We start from the raw sequence: 17,243 nt of genomic DNA, 5'->3' as shown, positions 1-17,243 counted from the left end.
CTGCAATTGTAGATATTTAGTAAATAATAGCAGGCGCTTAGATGTCACTTGACGCAGCACTGACTGCCGCGATGGCAACCATACCCGACTGTTTTGCAGCCGGGTATATCGACATGGAAACCGGAATGTTGCTGGGGCTTCGGGGGGATGATCCCGAAAGCGCCGAGGCCTTGGAAACGTTGGCGGTCGCCGCGTCAAATCTGTTTCAAGGAAGCGGCGTTCAAGCATTTGAACAGATGCTGCGAGAATCCGGTGTGCAGGATGCGGAAACACCAGGTTTCGGGGAAATCGCGGTATTTTCGAATGACAGGCTGCACATCTTTTTGCGGACACAGAAATACCCGGATCATGTCGTCTGTTACATTTGCAAAGACAGTGCAAATGTCGGCCTTGCCCTGACGAAATCTCATATGAGTCTCGGGCCGGTGGCGGCAGCGGTTTAGACAGGAGCAGAGGGGGAAGGTTATGATGGACACAGACATTCTCGACATGCTCGAAGACATCGGGCGGTCGGCAACAGCCCGGTTGTCTCCTGCGGTTCGGCTGCCAGGCTCGACCGCGGAAGAGCGCCGTCAGAGCGTTTTGAAGAAAATCCGGGGCACGATTCTGCCACGTCGATTGGAATTCACCGCCAGCAACGGGGATCAGCTGGCGCTTGAGGTCAGCAGCTCGCGCGTCACGGATGTGTTCCTGACGCCATCAGGAGATGCGCCCGACTTTGAGACCGAGCCGCGAAACGGCGTGGCCGACAAACTCGCGCAAGGCATATCAGCCATCAGCGGTGCACCTGCCCCGTTGGAAGTGGTATCGCTCCGTCCTGACGCGACGCCCGAGGCGGATGATGTTGGCATAACCCTCAGCGAGATTGAAAGCGCCTGTGCGTTGATCGACCTGCCTTCAGAACCGCATGTAAAAGTTGTGGCGGAAGCACTCGAACCTTTGGCCGAAGGTGAGCCAGTTTCCGAGGTGGCACCAGAGCCGGATACCGAAGCATCCTCGAGTTCCCGCAACTTTTTTGATGGCGCTGAACGCTTTGCCCTTGGGCGTATACTGGTTGAAACCGGCGATGCGACTTCGGTTCAGACTGCAGATCTGTGTGCTGAAAACGCACCGTTGCATCCTGAACAGGATGTGCTGGCCCGCTTTGTCAGTGATTTGTCCGGTTGGGATACCGATAGCAACTCAGTAATGCCCCATCCGCAATTGATCGTGATGCGCCCCTCAGGCGGCAGGGCTGCCGGCATTGCCGTATTACGCGACGGTTCTTCGACCGCAGTCGCGATTCACGAAGCGCGCAAATTGGGCGCGGTGGTAAACCTTTGGAAGTCCATTCGGGAGGCAGAGTGATGGCCGCCTCCCCAATCGTTAAAATTTTCTGTTCAAGAAAAGTCCTTACATACCAGTTAATAGGGTAAATCTTATGAGTGAGACCAGTCGCCGGGAGTTAGTCCGGATCGCGGAAGAAATGAACGAAACGACGAATGACGAAACCCGTCAGTTCATTTCGCGCATTATTGACGATCTTTCGAACCTCAAGCCCGGAATTGCATTTGTCGGGCAGATCAAGGCGGGTAAGTCGCGTCTGATCAACGGGTTTACGGGTCAGGCGGAATTCCTGCCATCCGACGTCAACCCGTGGACCACCGTAATTACGGATATGCATTTCGGTCACCCTTCGGGCCGAACCACAGGGGCCGAGTTCCACTTTTTCGACAATCACCAATGGCACGCGCTGATCGCCGAAGGTGAAGAGTTGCGCAACATGTTCCCGGATGACGAGGACAGCTATAAGCGCGAGATGATCGAAGAGCAGGTCGAGGCGATGAAAACCCGCGCTCGTATGCGTCTTGGCGACAGTTACGAGGAACTGCTGGGTCAACATCACGATCTGGACGCTTTGAATTCCGACGATCTGGCGCGCTATGTCTGCGCCGGAGACGACCCGCTTGATGGCGAAGTGGAAGAGCCCTCTTCGGATCGCGGGCTTTACAGCGATATCACCCGCAAGGCCGAGGTCTTTTTCGACGTCGGCCACTTTCCCTTTCCTTTGACGGTTACCGATACACCCGGTGTCAACGATCCACTGCTGATCCGCGAGGAGATTTCGCGGCAATATCTGAGAGAGGCGGATTTCTTTGTCGTGGTTCTGTCCGCGCATCAGGCTTTGTCCCGAGCGGATCTGAAACTGTTCCGACTAATGCAGGCATTGGAGCTGGGTCAGATCGTCGTCTTCATCAACCGGGTGGATGAGCTGGGTGGTGGTGCCGAGGATGCGCTCAAGGTGCGCACCGATGTTCAGGACGGTTTGGAAAAGGCCCTTGGAAACTCAGACATCGATGTTCTGATGGGCAGTGCCCAATGGGCGCATTACGCCCTGACCGGAGACGAATCCGGCGTCGATCATGATCAGGTACTTGCGTGGTTGCGGGCGCATCCGGAACTGATGAAACAATATCTGGAAGGTGTTGAGGACATTAAACAGGGTCCCGGCCCCATCAGCCGCGAAGCGGTGTTGAGGTTTGCCGCGATGATTGCGTCTGGTCTGCCCGATCTGCGCCGACACGTGACTCATGCGTTGTCAACTGGCCCACGCAGTGAACAGTTGAAGATGGCATGGCAGCACCTCAATAGTTTCGCGCAGGCTGAATTGGAACGCAGCCAGATTCATCTGCGGGCTCTGGACGATGAGGATGACACAACACCCGCCGACGAAGAGGAAAATGACAAGACACTGGCATCACTCCGCGTTCTTGTGGCGGAGAAAACTGCCGAGATTACACGCGACATGGACGATGTGTTTGCCAATCTTCGTGGTGTTATGGACGACACGGTCTCCGAGGCCGTGTCAAATGTCGTGCGCGGTCCGGATGGAAAATCTCCGCTGTTGGCCAAGGGCGGCGCGACAGAGCTTAACTTCACAGACCTCCGCGACAGAATGCGCGAGTTGGTTCAGGACGCAACGCAAGTCGTGCGGCAGCGGCTGTTAAGCGAACTTTTCACCGTCGACATTCAATGCAACGCGGCGCTCCGCGCCTTGCCGGGTTGGGAAAATCCGCAGGACAACAGAATGAACACCAGTGCAGTTCGGTGGTTCCGGCCAGATACAACTGCGTTGACTCGTGGGATAACTGTTGAGCTTCGCGTGAACTGGCTTTCGCGTCTGATCTCGCGTAGCAGCGTTGTTTCCCGCGCGGAACGAATGATTGTTCAGGAGTTCGAATTGATCGGTGACGATTTGGTGGATACCGTTCGCACCGACCTGCTGGAACGGTTGAACACGGTGCTTGACCATTACCTGGCCCTGTTGGCCGGACATCTTGAAAACCGGATCGGGTCAGGGGAAACCTGCGCCCGAACCGAAGCACAAAGCGCGTTCGATAAAGCTCGGCGGATTGCCGACGAACTGGGCTCGGCATTCGGCTCTGAGCGCGCGGATGAAAGACAAGCGGAGGCTGCGGAGTGATCGAATTTCCCGGAACCGAGCACGAGGTGCGACAGCTTGAGCGTTTCCTTGCTGTCTCGGAAAAAGACCCTACCAGCCCCGCGCTGGAAGAGTGGCGCGCCCGCGCGCAAAAATATGTCGAAAGACTGTCCAGCGCCGTGTCGATTGGTTTCGCCGGAGAGTTCGGGGCCGGAAAATCGAGCCTTGCGAATATGTTGGCGGGCGCAGACATCCTGCCGACAGGACCGCAGCATCTACAACTGCCTCTGGTTATCGTCGCTTATGCGGAGGAGCCGGAGACGACTGTCGGCTGGTGGGACAAAGAGCCAAAAACATATTCAGGCGTCGCGTTGGAAAAGGCGGCGGCGGATAAACCCGACTTTATCTCGGTCGGGCTGAACACCCCTGCCCTTCGCGAGATTTCCCTGTTCGATCTGCCCGGATCCGGCGCATTGGACGATACGTACAAACAGACGCTTGATCTGCTGAAGTTCGTTGATTGTGCGATCTGGTGCACCAACGGAACCAATGCCTGGCGCGAGACCGAGCGCCACCTGTGGGCGCAAGTGCCCGAAGAATTGCGTGCCAACAGCCTGCTGGCGGTAACCCACTCCGATTTGCCGCCGGTGCGGGATTCACTGGACCGCGTTCTTAAGCGGTTGGAAAAGGAAAAAACCGGAATGTTCCGATCCATCGTGCCAATTGGAACGCCGGTTGCAGTCCGCGCGATGTCGCAAGAACCGGAGCCCGATATAAGCCTGTGGGAATCCTGTGGCGGGCAAAACCTGGCGGAACAGGTTCTGCAGGCTGCCTCGGACCGACGTCAAAGCGATCTGAAGGCTGCCCGTCAGGATTTGGTGGAACATTTTCTGCCGTATCTTGAAGCCGTGTCCAAACTGAATGGTTCTGACGCGGCTGAGAAACCGGATGCGGTTGAACAGGTTCAGAACAGCTTGGGTGCGACCCTGCCGCCGCTTACTAACCCGATCCTCGAAGATTGGCTTGCCGCTATCGCCAGCATCTATGATGACCTGCGCGAATCGACCGACATCGAACCATCAGAATTTTTGCGAAGCTGTCAGGATATCGTCGAGGATTTTGCCGAGCGGCTTGAAAGTGGAACGGAAATCGATCCCGATGCAGACTGGATTCCGGCAGAGTTCGAAAAGGCGACCGATCTGCTGCTGTTGCTGCAATTCGAAAGTGGCCAGGCACCGCTGAAAGATGCCGTAAATATTCTTGCGCAGCTAAGCGATAACCTGGCTTGGGCCGGCAGCACCGTCGCCGATCCGCAACCCAGAACAGGAACCTGATTGTTCCAGTAAAACACAAGTCGTTTTGCATCGAATCGAATCTGTGGGAATCGCCTCCTAATTGTTTCGATATCGTAGACCAAGCACGGTATTTGGGGGCAACAGCCCCCATTTTTTTGCACAGTGAAATCAACATTTAGCAGTTCATTGGTATAAAAGTCTAAATATAGCGCCCTCCGGTTATCCATCCTTAGTGAAGCCATCAGGCGGCCCCAATAAAGTCAAATTTGAAACGTCTAACCGTTCTCGAATGTCCTGCGGTTGTTTTTGGTTGTGAGTTCGCGGGCCCCTAGCCCAGTTATTTTTTGCCGCAAACCGAGTATTATGGGCGGGTAGAAATGAGCCACAACCAGGCTGTCGGCCAAGCGCACGACGAACCTCAAATTGACGGGCTGAGACCAGGAGCTAAACTGCTTCGCGGCCAGTATGAAATTATCCGCTATCTCAGCCATGGCGGTTTTGGCGTCACCTATCTGGCTCGCGACAGTCTGGAGCGCGACGTCGTGATCAAAGAGTGTTTTCCGTCAGCACTCTGCCGTCGCAACGGTGATCTGGTCGAACCTGCGGACACGTCCTATCAGGAAGATCTGAAGTCGATCGTTGACCTTTTCATTCAAGAAGCCCGCAACCACGCACGCCTTGTTCATCCCAACATTGTGGATGTGCACCAGGTATTCGAAGACAACCAGACCGCTTACATCGCGATGGATTTGATCCGCGGGTGTGACCTGCTGGACTACATAGAAAACAAGGAAAACGACGCCGGGCCGGACTTTATTGTTCAGGTGACTGAAAAGATGCTGTCGGCGGTGTCATTTATCCATCAAAGCGGCATGCTGCACCGGGATATCTCGCCGGACAACATTCTGATCGACGAAAACGGTGATCCGGTTCTGATCGACTTTGGCGCGGCACGGGAACAGGCAGCCAACAAATCGGCAGCGCTGTTGACCTTGCGGGTGATCAAGGACGGATATTCTCCGCACGAGTTTTACGTACGCGGGGCCGAGCAGGGACCAAGCAGTGATCTGTATGTGTTGGCGGCAACGCTATATCACGCAATCAGCGGCGAACGTCCGATTGACGGGCAAACACGTCTGAACGCTTTCAACAACGATCAGTCTGATCCCTATGTGCCGCTCACAGGACGTTTCGAGGGGTATCCGGATGGATTCCTGCAAGCGATCGACAAGGCGATGGAGGTCCACGCCACCGACCGGTTGCAATCCGCGCTGGACTGGCTGCGGATGTTCCGCGGTCCTGGTGTTGAATTTGACTCGTTCAAATACCGTCCGGTTTCGGTCATCGTTGCATTGGACCGCAAGGATGAGGCTGCAGAGAGGGAACGCATCAAGGCTGAGACCGAAAATGCCGAAGCGGTTGTTACGGCACTGCTTGCAGGCAATTCGGATATCGCATTGGGCGACGAAGAAAAGCCCGGCCCCGAGGCCGCGAAATTTGTTCAGAAAGAAGAGCCCACTGTGGCAGTCGACACTGTGGTTCAAAGCAATTCAGGTGGCGGCATCAAGATTGTTGTCGGCCTTGCGGCGGTCGCTGCGCTTGCAGCGGGCGGGTTTATTTTCCTCAACAACAGTGACGGCGAAGTTCAAACGGCTGCGGTTCAATCGACCGAAGTTGCGTCAACTGCGGTGGAAGAACCAGCACCTCAAGTTGCTACAGTTGCATCTGAGCCTGTTCAGGATGACACACCCGCAGCGGACGAGGTAACCGAAGCAACAGCAGGAACGGTAGCGGAAGAACCTATCGAGCAGACAACCGTTGAAACAGCAGCCAACGAAGCTGCGAACAGCGAAAATGAGGTTCCGGCAACCGAGGCAGCGATTGAACCGGCAGAAGAAGCGGTTGAAATCGCTGAACCTGCTGCAGCGCCTCAGCCTGCTGCTGTGAATGTCAGAGAAAATCAGGTGTCGTTTTCACACTGGGACGTGGAAATTCCGTTCGTAACAAGCCTCCGGCGTGGATCCACAGGCAGTGTCTTTGCTATCACCGGCGTCGACCCAGACCGCGATATGTCGGTTATCGGCGACTGGGTTGGCCGTGGTGCTGCAATTTACACGCTGAACGGGAAACCGGTTCGCAATGACGCGACTTTTGCCGCTCAGGTGCTTGAAAACCTGAAGGTTGACCCGGACGGGTACACGCGCGTTGCCGCACGGTATCGTGAGCTGGGCAAAACCCGCGCCCAAAACGGATTGCTGGCCTTGCCTGCCGTACGGATGTTCGGACTGGAAAATGGCTATTCCTTCTCTGCACAAAACACCGGCAAAGACGGCTGGCAGACAGTTGTGACAAACGTGCCTTCCAGCAGTGCCGAGGGTCTGCAGCAAGGCGACGTACTGTTGCGTGAATCTACGACCGGACAAAGCGTGGAAGGGCCTGAAAGTCTGGATGAAATCCTGACAAAACTCGCAGGCAACAACCAGCCAAAGGCCAGCCTGACCGTCCTGCGGAACGGTGCCGAAACCGCTGCGGTCATGCAGCTGGCGCAGGAGTGACCTGAACAGTGTAATCGAAGTTCGCCAGTGTGTTGTTGCTGAGGATGGCGGGCAAAGTTTGCCATCCTGACCGGGGGTCACCCGGTTGCGAAAAGTAAAGGTTCCTTGGTTTTCCAGATAATCAGTGCCGCTGTGCGTCGTTGTGCAGAGGTTTGTATGCAGCCCCACGGGACACAGATCCTGTGCCCATAAATCGGAAGGTGTCGACACCATGTTCAAATATAAAAGCCCCCTGAGCCGGCTTCTCGAAGGTGCCGGCAAAGCCAAGGAAACCGAAGAGGAAGTGAGCCCCGCCCCTGAAGCGGAAGCTGCCGAACCGATTGCGGATTTCAACGCGCTGCGTCAGGCCCTTGCCGGCGGGAACATGCCCTCGGAAAGCTATGAGGACGCAGAGGAACTGATCCCGGAAGAACGGATGCCCGACTTTGATGAAGGCAACGCCGAACCGGATCAAGCCGAGGCTGCAGAAGAGGCCGTTGAACCGGAAGTCAGCGACATCGCTGAGGAAACGGCGAATGATGATGAAGTGGAACAGGTTGTAACCCTGCATCTGTCTACGCCTGAAAACAAAGAGCCCGAGGGTGAGCCTGTTCAGGTTGAGACGGCCGAAACCGTTGAAGAAACTGCCCCTGAACCAGTGGTCGAAACCCCTGAGCCTGTTCTGGATGACACGCCCGCAGCCCAGCCTGCCGCAGTTCAACCCGAGCAGCCCGCCACACAGGCAGAGGACCGCCGTGCCCGAGTGAAAACCACATTCCTCGGTTTTGAACGTCCGGACACGCATGTGCAGGACCTGATGGAAACCGCACCGGCAGCAAAAGCCGAAGCCACTCAAGAATCCTTTCCCGTCGGCTGGCTTGTGATCACCAGCGGCCCTGGCCGTGGTGCAAGCGTTATTCTGACCGAAGGTCTCATGCAGATCGGTCGCAACGACGATCAGGGCATCCAGCTTGACTTTGGCGACACCGGAATATCGCGCAGCAACCATGCCGTGATCGCATATGATCCCGAAGACCGGAAATGTTACCTGGGACACGGCGGCAAGGCGAATCTGGTGCGCCTGAATGGCAAACCTGTGCTGAGCACGGTTCCGCTGAACAGCGGTGACATGATCCGGATCAGCGAAACCTCCATGCGTTTCGTCGCGTTTTGCGATGACGGCTTTGACTGGCGGGATGCCTGATAGATGCTGGCGTCCCCGGCATATGATATTGCGCTGATCCTTGATCAGGGTCGGCGCGACTCTCAGGAAGATGCGATTGCAGCGCGTGTTTTTGACGTTGCGAATGCAGGATATGTCGTCGTCGCTGACGGCATGGGCGGGCATGACGCGGGCGAGGTTGCCTCGGAGCTTGTCATTGCAGCCTGGCGCAACATGCTGGATGAGCCGATGGAAAGCGGCGACTTTTCCGAGGCCTCTATTGTCGACGCGCTTCCGATGGCGGCCATGCAGGCCAACGCCGAAATCGCTTCTCATGTCGAAAGTCAGGTTGCCGGGTTCAACATGGGTTCGACGTTGTTGGGCGTTTTGTTGTTGGGCAATCGGCTGTTCTGGATATCGATCGGCGACAGTCCCCTCTATTTGTTTCGGGATGGGCAGTTAACGCAGATCAACGAAGATCATTCGATGGCGCCTGTCATCGATGCTCAGGCCGAGGAAGGGCTGATTTCGAAGGATGAGGCCCAGACACATCCCGACCGCAATCAGCTGACTTCGGTGATCATGGGGGCCCCGATACCCAAGGTAGACTGCCCCGAAGCACCAATGGAGCTGACGTCAGATGATATCGTGATCATCGGCAGTGACGGCCTGCAATATCTGAGCAACACGGAAATCGAAACCATAACGGCGGAACAGAAAGACAATCTGGCCGGCGACATCGCAGATGCCTTGCTGAAGGCGCTGCAAGTCAGAAATGACCCGGATCAGGACAATGTCTCGGTCGCTGTTGTGAAATTGGCAAGTACGTAAATCAAGGCAAAGAAACGGAAACCATGAGGAAACATCTGATCGTATCCAGCCTGGCGCTGGCGGCTGCTGCAGGGGCAGCCTCGGCTCAGGAAGCCTGTTCGACCTATGAAATTCAGCGGGGCGACAGCCTGCGCGAACTGGCCATACAGGTTTATTCGACCGAGGATTACCGGATCATCTATGACGCCAACCGGGACACCATCGGATCCAATCCGAACATCATCCGGGTCGGAGATACCCTGACATTCCCATGTCTTGAGGATGTTGGACGGGCAGCGCCGGAACCCGCGTCAGAAGCGGAACGCATGGCCGAGGAAATGGCCGCTGAACTGATCAAAGCGGCGGAAGAACGCGCGCAAAAAGCGATTGATGAGGCTGAGGCGCGCGTCGCGGCTGCAGAAGCCGAGGCCAAGAAAACCAGCGAAGAAGCGGTAATTGCCGCCAAGGCTGCGGCCAAGCAGGAGATCGAGGCCGCCCGGGCCGAAGGTGCAGCCCTGATCCGTAACGCGGACGCAGGTGAGCGCCCGGATATCCGGGATAGGCAGTTGCTGCTGATCACAGGGGGCAATTACGCGCCGTTTACGGATGAAGCTTTGCCGAACCGCGGTCTTTACACCGATCTGGTACAAACTGCGTTTTTGCGGGCAGCTCCGGAACAGGCTTACAAAATCCAGTTCGTTAATGACTGGTCGTCGCATCTTGATTTGCTGATGCCGACACTTGCCTTCGACGCCACATTCCCGTGGTCGCGCCCGAACTGCGACGAGCCGGCCGCCCTATCGGAAAATGACCGCAACCGTTGCGAGACCTACAATTTCTCAATCCCGTTCTACGAGGTCGTTGACACCTTCTTTGCCCGCGAGGGTTCGGGCTATGAGGAAACGCTGACCTATGCGGATTTTGCGGGAACCACGATCTGCCGTCCCGAAGGCTGGTCGCTGTCCCATATGGATGCTGTCGGCCTTTATGAACCGGCAGTAACCTTGCTGCGCCCCGTATCACCGGATGACTGTTTTCATGCAGTCATGCAGGGTGAAGCCGACATCGTAGCCATCGAAGCGCATCTGGCAGTCGAGGCGATCGGTCGGCTTGGTTACGAACATCAGATCATCGAAAACCCCAATCTTGCGGCGATCAAGCCGCTCAACATCATGACCCACAAGGATAATCCTGATGGGGAAGCGATCCTTGAGACACTGAATCAGGGTTTGGCAATCATGCAGCAATCGGGTGAGTGGCGCGACATCGTTTCCACCGCTCTGCGTCATCAAATGGAAAATGGCTAAGGCCGCGACGGCCTGACAACTAAAATCTGGAGGAATTTCTAATGTTTGAACTCAAAGTCAAAAAAATCGCAATGTCGGCAGTGGCCTTCACTGCGATCAGCGCCGGAGCCGCCGCCGCTCAGGAAGCATGTACCAACTATACCGTATCCGACGGCGATACACTGGCGACAATTGCAATCGCGGCCTATGGCACTTCGAACTACCAGCCGATCTTTAACGCGAACCGCAACAACATCACCAACCCGAATGCACTGGAGCCAGGTCTGGTTCTAGCTCTTCCATGTGCGGACGGTAGCCTGCCAAACGGCCAAACGGCGCAAGAGATTATTGCCGCGGAAGAGCAACGTGCCGCGAGCGTCAAGCGGTCCAGCGTTTACGAACCTCCGATCAAGCTGGTAACCGGCAACGGCTGGGCGCCTTTTGCAGATGAATCGCTGAACGGCGGTGGCGCGATCACCCGCCTGGGGACCACAGCCCTGCAACGTGGCGGCAACGCGCGCGATTACTCCGTCAGCTTTGTGGATGATTGGAACTCGCATCTGGAAACACTGTTGCCGTTGGGCGCATTTGATGTCTCGATGGCGTGGAATATGCCTGACTGCACCAACCGTACCTACGAATGGTCCTGGGAAACTGAAGTGCGCTGCACCCAGTTCGATTCATCTGTCCCGGTTTATGATATCGTCGTCGGCTTCTACACACTGCCCGAAAGTGACTATGCGAATGCAACTACCTTCGATCAGCTGAAAGGCTCGACTATCTGTCGTATGGACGGTTGGTTCATTCACGATCTGGAGCAGGAAGGCCTGCACAATGGCGAAACCATGACTCTGATGCAGCCGATCACTGCGCGTGAATGCCTTGATGCGGTTTTGACCGGCACTGCTGACGTCGCAACGTTCGAAGTTCAGCTTTTCTCGGACACCATGTCGGAAATGGGCCTGAACCAAAACGACATGATCGAGAACCCCTTCGTAACTTCGCTGTCGTCACTGCGTTTCATCGCTCACCGCAGCAACCCCTTTGGAAAGCAATACCTCGCGATGCTGAACAAAGGCCTGAACGAGATGCGTGAGTCCGGCGAGTGGTATGCGATCGTTTCGGATACCCTGCGCGAGCATAACGAAAAACTGATGGCCGCATCGAACTAATCCCTCGGCAACGCTGCCAAACATTGGGCCGGTCCTAGGACTGGCCCCTTTTTTGTTCGAAATACCAGATCATTCATTGTGTCTGCAGCGGGTTTTTGGCGCCTCGCAACAGAAAATCCGCCCGGACTACGGGAAACCCCTAATATTCAGAAGCCTTGGAAATGCTACAGTTGAGTTCAAGCTTCCGGTCCGGCTAACGCCGAACCACTCACTCGGAAAGGGGCAGGCATTGGGGTGCCGCCCCTTTTGTGTTTTCAGCCGCTAAATCGGCTCAAAGTGCCGGAACATGATTGGCCTGGGCACGACACCCGACGCGAAATCCGACACCCGGCCCGGCAGCGCAAGATAGAACCGCAAGAGACCCGGTTCAATTTCTTCCGCAATTTCAGAACACCTTTGGATGATCCGATCCGTATCGTCGGACAGCTGCCCCTTGCGCAATGCGTCTACAAGTTTTTCATGCTGACCCGCCAGATCCCTGAACGCCGCCGAGCGTGCCGTTTCCTGCCCGCCGACCACAAGATATATCGGTTCGGGAAGCGCTTTTCCCTTCAATGGTACAACGCCTGCCTCCAGCAGCGCCATTTCCTGTCCGATGGCCTGAAAAACAGTTTCGGAAACCAGTATGTCATAGTCCACATGACGGCAGGTTTGCTCAATTCGCGCGGCGACATTCACCACGTCTCCGATGACAGTGTAGTTGAACCGGCTTCGCGAACCGATATTTCCCACGCAGGCAATCCCCGTTGCACATCCCGTGGCCAGAGAAATCCTGGGCTGCCCCTTGGACAAGCGTGTGACGTTGATCCGGTTTAGGGCCTCTCGCATGCGCAGGGCTGCTTGTGCCGCGCGGATCGGGTGGTTCTCGAGCGGCATTGGCGCATTCCAAAAGGCCATGACCGCATCCCCGATGAATTTGTCGATTGTTCCGCGTTCAGATAGGATTTGCTCGCCCAGGGTCGAAAAAAGTTCGTTCAGGTTCGTGACCAGCTCGGTCGCGGAAACTGTTTCAGACAGGGCGGTAAATCCCCGAATATCCGAGAACATCACGGTTATGTCCTGTGTGTCCCCGCCCAGCTTCAACGTATGGCCGTTGGTCTCCATCTCGTCCAGAATTTCGGGTGCTACATAGTGTGAGAAGGTTTGGCGGATGGCGCGTTTTTCTCGTTCCGTGGAAATGAACAGATATCCCGCCAACAGGCCAAAATTAGCCATGCCACCCATGAGAGGAAATGTAGCATCGAACAGTACCGAGTTGCTTTGAAACGCCGACCAGCTGATGACCAGAACGACAGCGGCAGCTACGCCCCCGGCTATGAATGATGCCACGGCGCCAAAGCGGGACATGACAAAGACTACAACAAGACCAAGAACGGTGAACGAAATCAGTTCTAGGGCCGAGGTCACATCCGATCTCCGCAAGACTTCGCCTTGCAAAATCTGTTCGATGATCTGTGCATGTATTGAAACACCCGGGACAGCCTCGCCTAGCGCCGTTTCACGAATGTCGATCAATCCGGCGGCCGAGGTGCCGACAAGAACGATGTGGCCTTCAATCCTGTCCCGCACCGAAGGGTCGTCGGGGCTTCTGAGCACATCAGCGGCAGACAGATAGAGGTCCGGATAGTCCTTGCGGTACCTCACCCAGATCTCACCGAATTCAGTCGTTGGAATGAAGAACTCTCCGATAGCCACGGACAGCATGATCCCCTTTTCGTCTTGAGAGCCTTCCGCAATGATGTTGGTTTCGCCCATCGCGATGCGTAACGTTTCGAGCGATAGAGCAGGCAGGATGCCATTTGGCCCGTTCCATAGCACCGGAACCTTGCGGACGACCCCCGTCCCACCCAAAGGCGAGACATTGATGCCGCCGATGCCCCACGCCTTTTCACCCAATGGTGGCGCAAGCGATGTCCAGTGTGGAACGGTAAACAGACCTGCTCCGGGAAAGTCCCCGATCTCGATTATCCCCGCACGGGGCTGGATGGGGTCTGCTTCCCCCATCGTTCGGGCTGCGACACCCAAAACGACGGGCCACTCGGAGACGGCCTCGCCCAGTTGAACGTCGTTATCCATATTTGCAATCTCACTGTCGGCGCGCAGTGCCGAAGCGAGGGTAGGATCGGCCAGCAGACGTGACGGCGAAAACCGGTCCGGTTCGGCAAACAATGTGTCAAACGCAATTACAGCAGCACCGTTGTGCCCCAACGTTTCAACCAGCTGTGAAATTATCGACCGGGGCCACGGCCACTGACCAAGCTCGGCCAACGAAGTTTCATCGATATCCACAACGCGCACAGGCAAGTCAGGATAGTAATTTCTGGGTGCGAGTCGTTGCAGGTAGTCAAAGTAGATTAGGCGGGACATCTTGACCGGATAGGGGTCCATGACCCGCACAAAACAACCGAGCAATATCAGGCTTAGCCCAGCCGCAAAGAATGCCCATTTGCGATGCCGTTGTCCCGATTGCTGACGCATATCACCGAGTTTCCAAATAAGGCGGCCTAGCCGCTGGCTGCACTGGCACCCCCTGCCCCGCCACCAGTTCCGCCACCAGACCCACCATTGGCGCCTCCGACTCCGCCGTTCCCTCCGCCACCGGTATTCCCGCCGGAACTATTGCCCGGAGCACCGCTGCCACCGGTCGAGCCGCCGCCGGATCCACCGCTTACGCCGCCCGCGCCACCGATCTCTCCACCGCCGCTGCCGACGCCTGTGCCGCCACTACCGCCAACACTACCCTGACCACCGCCATTGCCACCACCGGTGCCCTGATTACCTCCGCTACTCTGGTTTCCTCCCTGACCTGCCGGTTCACCGGCAGCGGGGGAGTTTTCCCCGGGGGGCGCGGGCGCTGGCGCTGGCGTCGATACCGAATCCGGCTGGGACGCGCGATCCACAACTTCTGCAGCATTGGGCGGGTCAGTGATGCTTGCGCATCCGCTGATATCGACCCGGAAGGGCTGTAATAGCGTGTTCTGCGAAGTGATGAACGGAAAACCGGCGTTCAAAGCCCGGGCAGCCTGTCGTTTGTCGATGGGGCGACCGACGCGTCCCTGGGCATTTGTCGCAACGATGCTGCACTGGCCGCGGATGGATTTACACCGACCGCTAAGCCCGCACATGCGCACAACACCTTCCAACATGACCAAGGAGCTTTGCTTGTCACCGACGACCCACAAATCAAAAACCGTTCCCCGGACACCCATCGTGGATGTTGGCGTTTTTACGACATAGGCAGATTTCTTGCTCTTCCCTGAAATAAACCGAAAACTGCCACCAAGCGTCTGAACAGCAAAGCTTTTGGCTTTCTTCCCACCACGTAACATTGTGACGTCCAGAACCATGCGTGCATTCGGTCCGACGGCGATTTTGGTTTCGTCATTGAATAAAATCTGAACCAGACCCTTTGAGTCCGTGGAAATAGTATCCCCGGTTGCTACGTCCATTCCCGCGCTGATCCGCCTGGTCATTCCGCCTGACGTCAATTCAGCGCCTTGCTGAACACCAATGACTTTGCCAATCGTGGCGAATGCTTCACCAGGAAATAATGAAAACAAGCCGCAAAAGGCCAAAATCTTAAACCAGGCCAACGTAAGCTCTCCCTCAAAAGCAGCTTCCATCGGTTCACAAGGCCACTCGTCCTTGCAACCAAACCCACAATGGGCCAAATCGCCTGTACTTATTTTCCGTCTCAAATATTCAAGAACTATTATGATTTATTACTCTCACTTTGCAAGTTTTCTATGTGACAGACCCGGAGCCGAGTGAGGCGACAAGACGGGTGACAGCCATTGTTTGAAACCGGATGTCACAACCGCGGGCCTCGTCCAGCCGATGCCGGAACCTTGCCCCTGCAGACCTTCGACAGCGCCAAAGTAACTTTGGGTGGGATTTCACTACGCCCAATTCCTGACCGCATCAGATCAAGGCCGAATGACGAATACAGCGGGTGTCTATTCGTTTCTGGATTAATGCTGATTATCTGCGTGCATTTATGCATTGTTCTGCAATTTCAGCTATTAACCAAAGAGTCGCGAAAAATCTCCGAAACCCTTACTTTTGGCCTTGTTTCTCTGGGCGCATGGCTGATAGACGGGTCAGCGGAGATGTGGCCGAGTGGTCGAAGGCGCTCCCCTGCTAAGGGAGTAGGCGGGAAACCGTCTCGAGGGTTCGAATCCCTTCGTCTCCGCCATATATAATTGAATTTAAATGGTATTTTTTGGCTTTGACGGCGATACCCGCCAAAAAACCCGCCATCCCAAATGCGCTTGGCTGCCACTCTATGCGACGGATGAATCAGCTAAGTCCATCTGCTATCCATTGGATATTTCACGCATAGAATCTAAGTTGATAAGCCCAATATGGCCCAGCCGCCCCGAACGTGCACAGATGGGGGTTATGAGGAACACAAAGAGAACAAACGATACGGTGATCATTCGCTGCGCGTTGTTCAAACTGGTAAGATGCGGACAAAACCGCTATTGGCCATCAAGCTACCTGTGCCCCCTTGCAGCCCATTTCTGCCATTCAATTTGCCTCAGGCTTGCTGCACTGCAGCCCGAAAAAGCAGACGTTCCTGACGTCAACGGGTCGTACGAGATGGATGCTGTCTTCTCTAAGATTCCGACGATACAGCCTCTCTTGATGCCAAAACATACTGCAGCACGAGGCTGTCGCGCTTCTTGGCCAATTCTACCATGGAAACGCTATCTAGCGCTCCCAGAACGCCAGCTTCAAGGGTATCCACTACCTCAGGCGTCAGCCTAGGGTCTCCAAGATCATCCCACCAGCTTTGGAAAGGGCCACCCAAATGTTCGCAAAAGGCGCGAATTCCGCCTTGCCCACCGCCAAGATGCAAAAGTGTATTGGGGCCAAGCGCGGCCCATCTCAGACCTGGACCAAAGGCGACCGCTTTGTCGATATCTTCGACCGAAGCAACGCCCTCCATCGCTAGGTGGATGGTTTCACGCCAGATTGCCGCCTGAAGCCGGTTGGCAATATGTCCCGGGATTTCCTTGTTTAAGCGCACACAAACCTTACCAATGCTCTCATAGAACTCGGTCGCATCTGTCAATACCCCGGCATCGGTCTGCTCATTGTCCATCAGTTCGACCAAAGGAACCAGATGCGGCGGGTTAAAAGGATGCGCCAAGAGAAACCGCCCGGGATTGGAAAAACCCGCCTGCATCTCAGACAGTTTCAGCCCCGAGGTTGAGCTGCCGATGATAGCGTTTTCTTTGAGATGGGGCTCGACCTGCGCATAAAGCGCATGTTTGATGTCCAAACGCTCAGGCACGCTTTCCTGAATGAAATCAGCGTCTTTGACCGCCTCTACAGGATCGTTTGTAAACCGAAGCTTTGAGACGTCGCCCGCGGCATCCCAGCCCAGAGCAGCCAAGGTTTCCGCCGAGGTTCCCACAAGCTGTGTAACCCGATCATTGGTTTCGAGTGACGGGTCAAACACCGTGACGTTCCGACCGGTCGCAGCAAACAAGGCAGCCCAGCTCATCCCGATCGTTCCCGCACCCAGAATGGCGATATTCGGATTTTTCATTAGGCT

The 17,243-nt window shown here is 55.8% G+C and carries 12 protein-coding genes and 1 tRNA gene; 10 read left to right on the top strand and 3 right to left on the bottom strand.

Going from position 1 to position 17,243, the window contains the following annotated elements; genetic code table 11:
- Positions 1-41: 41 nt before the first annotated feature.
- The 9 genes from ACR0D6_RS17040 to ACR0D6_RS17000 all read left to right on the top strand — a co-directional run bounded on the left by ACR0D6_RS17040 (position 42) and on the right by ACR0D6_RS17000 (position 11,680).
- Positions 42-443, top strand: coding sequence for a hypothetical protein (locus ACR0D6_RS17040; RefSeq protein ID WP_480766384.1), 402 nt, complete (start codon positions 42-44; stop codon positions 441-443).
- Between the two features lie 22 nt (positions 444-465).
- Positions 466-1,347: a hypothetical protein gene (locus ACR0D6_RS17035; RefSeq protein ID WP_480766383.1), complete on the top strand. Its 882-nt coding sequence runs from the start codon at positions 466-468 to the stop codon at positions 1,345-1,347.
- A gap of 73 nt (positions 1,348-1,420) precedes the next feature.
- On the top strand, positions 1,421-3,463 hold the full coding sequence (locus ACR0D6_RS17030; protein WP_480450359.1) for a dynamin family protein: 2,043 nt from the start codon (positions 1,421-1,423) through the stop codon (positions 3,461-3,463).
- Complete coding sequence (locus tag ACR0D6_RS17025; RefSeq protein WP_480766382.1) at positions 3,460-4,755, top strand: dynamin family protein; 1,296 nt, start codon at positions 3,460-3,462, stop codon at positions 4,753-4,755. Before ACR0D6_RS17030 ends, ACR0D6_RS17025 begins: the two co-directional genes overlap by 4 nt.
- Before the next feature lie 338 nt (positions 4,756-5,093).
- A complete protein-coding gene (locus tag ACR0D6_RS17020) occupies positions 5,094-7,271 on the top strand; it encodes a serine/threonine protein kinase (protein ID WP_480766381.1) in 2,178 nt (725 codons plus the stop codon).
- Between the two features lie 211 nt (positions 7,272-7,482).
- Positions 7,483-8,454, top strand: a complete 972-nt coding sequence (locus ACR0D6_RS17015) for an FHA domain-containing protein (RefSeq protein ID WP_480766380.1) — start codon at positions 7,483-7,485, stop codon at positions 8,452-8,454.
- Positions 8,455-8,457: 3 nt separating this feature from the next.
- Complete coding sequence (locus ACR0D6_RS17010) at positions 8,458-9,243, top strand: PP2C family protein-serine/threonine phosphatase (RefSeq protein ID WP_480766379.1); 786 nt, start codon at positions 8,458-8,460, stop codon at positions 9,241-9,243.
- A 23-nt stretch (positions 9,244-9,266) separates the two neighbouring features.
- On the top strand, positions 9,267-10,529 hold the full coding sequence (locus ACR0D6_RS17005) for a transporter substrate-binding domain-containing protein (RefSeq protein ID WP_170652881.1): 1,263 nt from the start codon (positions 9,267-9,269) through the stop codon (positions 10,527-10,529).
- Between the two features lie 41 nt (positions 10,530-10,570).
- Complete coding sequence (locus ACR0D6_RS17000) at positions 10,571-11,680, top strand: LysM peptidoglycan-binding domain-containing protein (protein ID WP_170652879.1); 1,110 nt, start codon at positions 10,571-10,573, stop codon at positions 11,678-11,680.
- Positions 11,681-11,941: 261 nt separating this feature from the next.
- Here ACR0D6_RS17000 and ACR0D6_RS16995 read toward each other — a convergent pair whose 3' ends face one another.
- Together ACR0D6_RS16995 and ACR0D6_RS16990 are read right to left on the bottom strand one after the other, a co-directional pair.
- Entirely contained in the window at positions 11,942-14,158 is a 2,217-nt protein-coding gene (locus ACR0D6_RS16995; RefSeq protein WP_480766378.1) for a CHASE2 domain-containing protein, read from the bottom strand.
- Positions 14,159-14,184: 26 nt separating this feature from the next.
- Positions 14,185-15,153: a FecR family protein gene (locus tag ACR0D6_RS16990; RefSeq protein ID WP_480766377.1), complete on the bottom strand. Its 969-nt coding sequence runs from the start codon at positions 15,151-15,153 to the stop codon at positions 14,185-14,187.
- 632 nt (positions 15,154-15,785) lie between these two features.
- Here ACR0D6_RS16990 and ACR0D6_RS16985 point away from each other — a divergent pair.
- Positions 15,786-15,875: transfer RNA gene (locus ACR0D6_RS16985), tRNA-Ser, on the top strand.
- A 423-nt stretch (positions 15,876-16,298) separates the two neighbouring features.
- On the opposite strand, the gene ACR0D6_RS16980 is transcribed toward ACR0D6_RS16985, so the two are convergent.
- Positions 16,299-17,237: a 3-hydroxyacyl-CoA dehydrogenase family protein gene (locus ACR0D6_RS16980; RefSeq protein ID WP_480766376.1), complete on the bottom strand. Its 939-nt coding sequence runs from the start codon at positions 17,235-17,237 to the stop codon at positions 16,299-16,301.
- Positions 17,238-17,243 lie beyond the last annotated feature (6 nt).

This window comes from Ruegeria sp. BJ6, assembly GCF_056537885.1.
The sequence above is the reverse complement of the archived record's forward strand: the minus strand, read 5'-3'. Positions and strand labels throughout refer to the sequence as shown.

Excerpts from the sequence above, each read along its gene's own strand:
- ACR0D6_RS17040 (WP_480766384.1), top strand. The coding sequence starts at position 42 with ATGTCACTTGACGCAGCACTGACTGCCGCGATGGCAACCATACCCGAC.
- ACR0D6_RS17035 (WP_480766383.1), top strand. The coding sequence starts at position 466 with ATGATGGACACAGACATTCTCGACATGCTCGAAGACATCGGGCGGTCG.
- ACR0D6_RS17030 (WP_480450359.1), top strand. The coding sequence starts at position 1,421 with ATGAGTGAGACCAGTCGCCGGGAGTTAGTCCGGATCGCGGAAGAAATG.
- ACR0D6_RS17020 (WP_480766381.1), top strand. The coding sequence starts at position 5,094 with ATGAGCCACAACCAGGCTGTCGGCCAAGCGCACGACGAACCTCAAATT.
- ACR0D6_RS17015 (WP_480766380.1), top strand. The coding sequence starts at position 7,483 with ATGTTCAAATATAAAAGCCCCCTGAGCCGGCTTCTCGAAGGTGCCGGC.
- ACR0D6_RS17010 (WP_480766379.1), top strand. The coding sequence starts at position 8,458 with ATGCTGGCGTCCCCGGCATATGATATTGCGCTGATCCTTGATCAGGGT.
- ACR0D6_RS17005 (WP_170652881.1), top strand. The coding sequence starts at position 9,267 with ATGAGGAAACATCTGATCGTATCCAGCCTGGCGCTGGCGGCTGCTGCA.
- ACR0D6_RS17000 (WP_170652879.1), top strand. The coding sequence starts at position 10,571 with ATGTTTGAACTCAAAGTCAAAAAAATCGCAATGTCGGCAGTGGCCTTC.
- ACR0D6_RS16995 (WP_480766378.1), bottom strand. The coding sequence starts at position 14,158 with ATGCGTCAGCAATCGGGACAACGGCATCGCAAATGGGCATTCTTTGCG.
- ACR0D6_RS16990 (WP_480766377.1), bottom strand. The coding sequence starts at position 15,153 with ATGACCAGGCGGATCAGCGCGGGAATGGACGTAGCAACCGGGGATACT.
- ACR0D6_RS16980 (WP_480766376.1), bottom strand. The coding sequence starts at position 17,237 with ATGAAAAATCCGAATATCGCCATTCTGGGTGCGGGAACGATCGGGATG.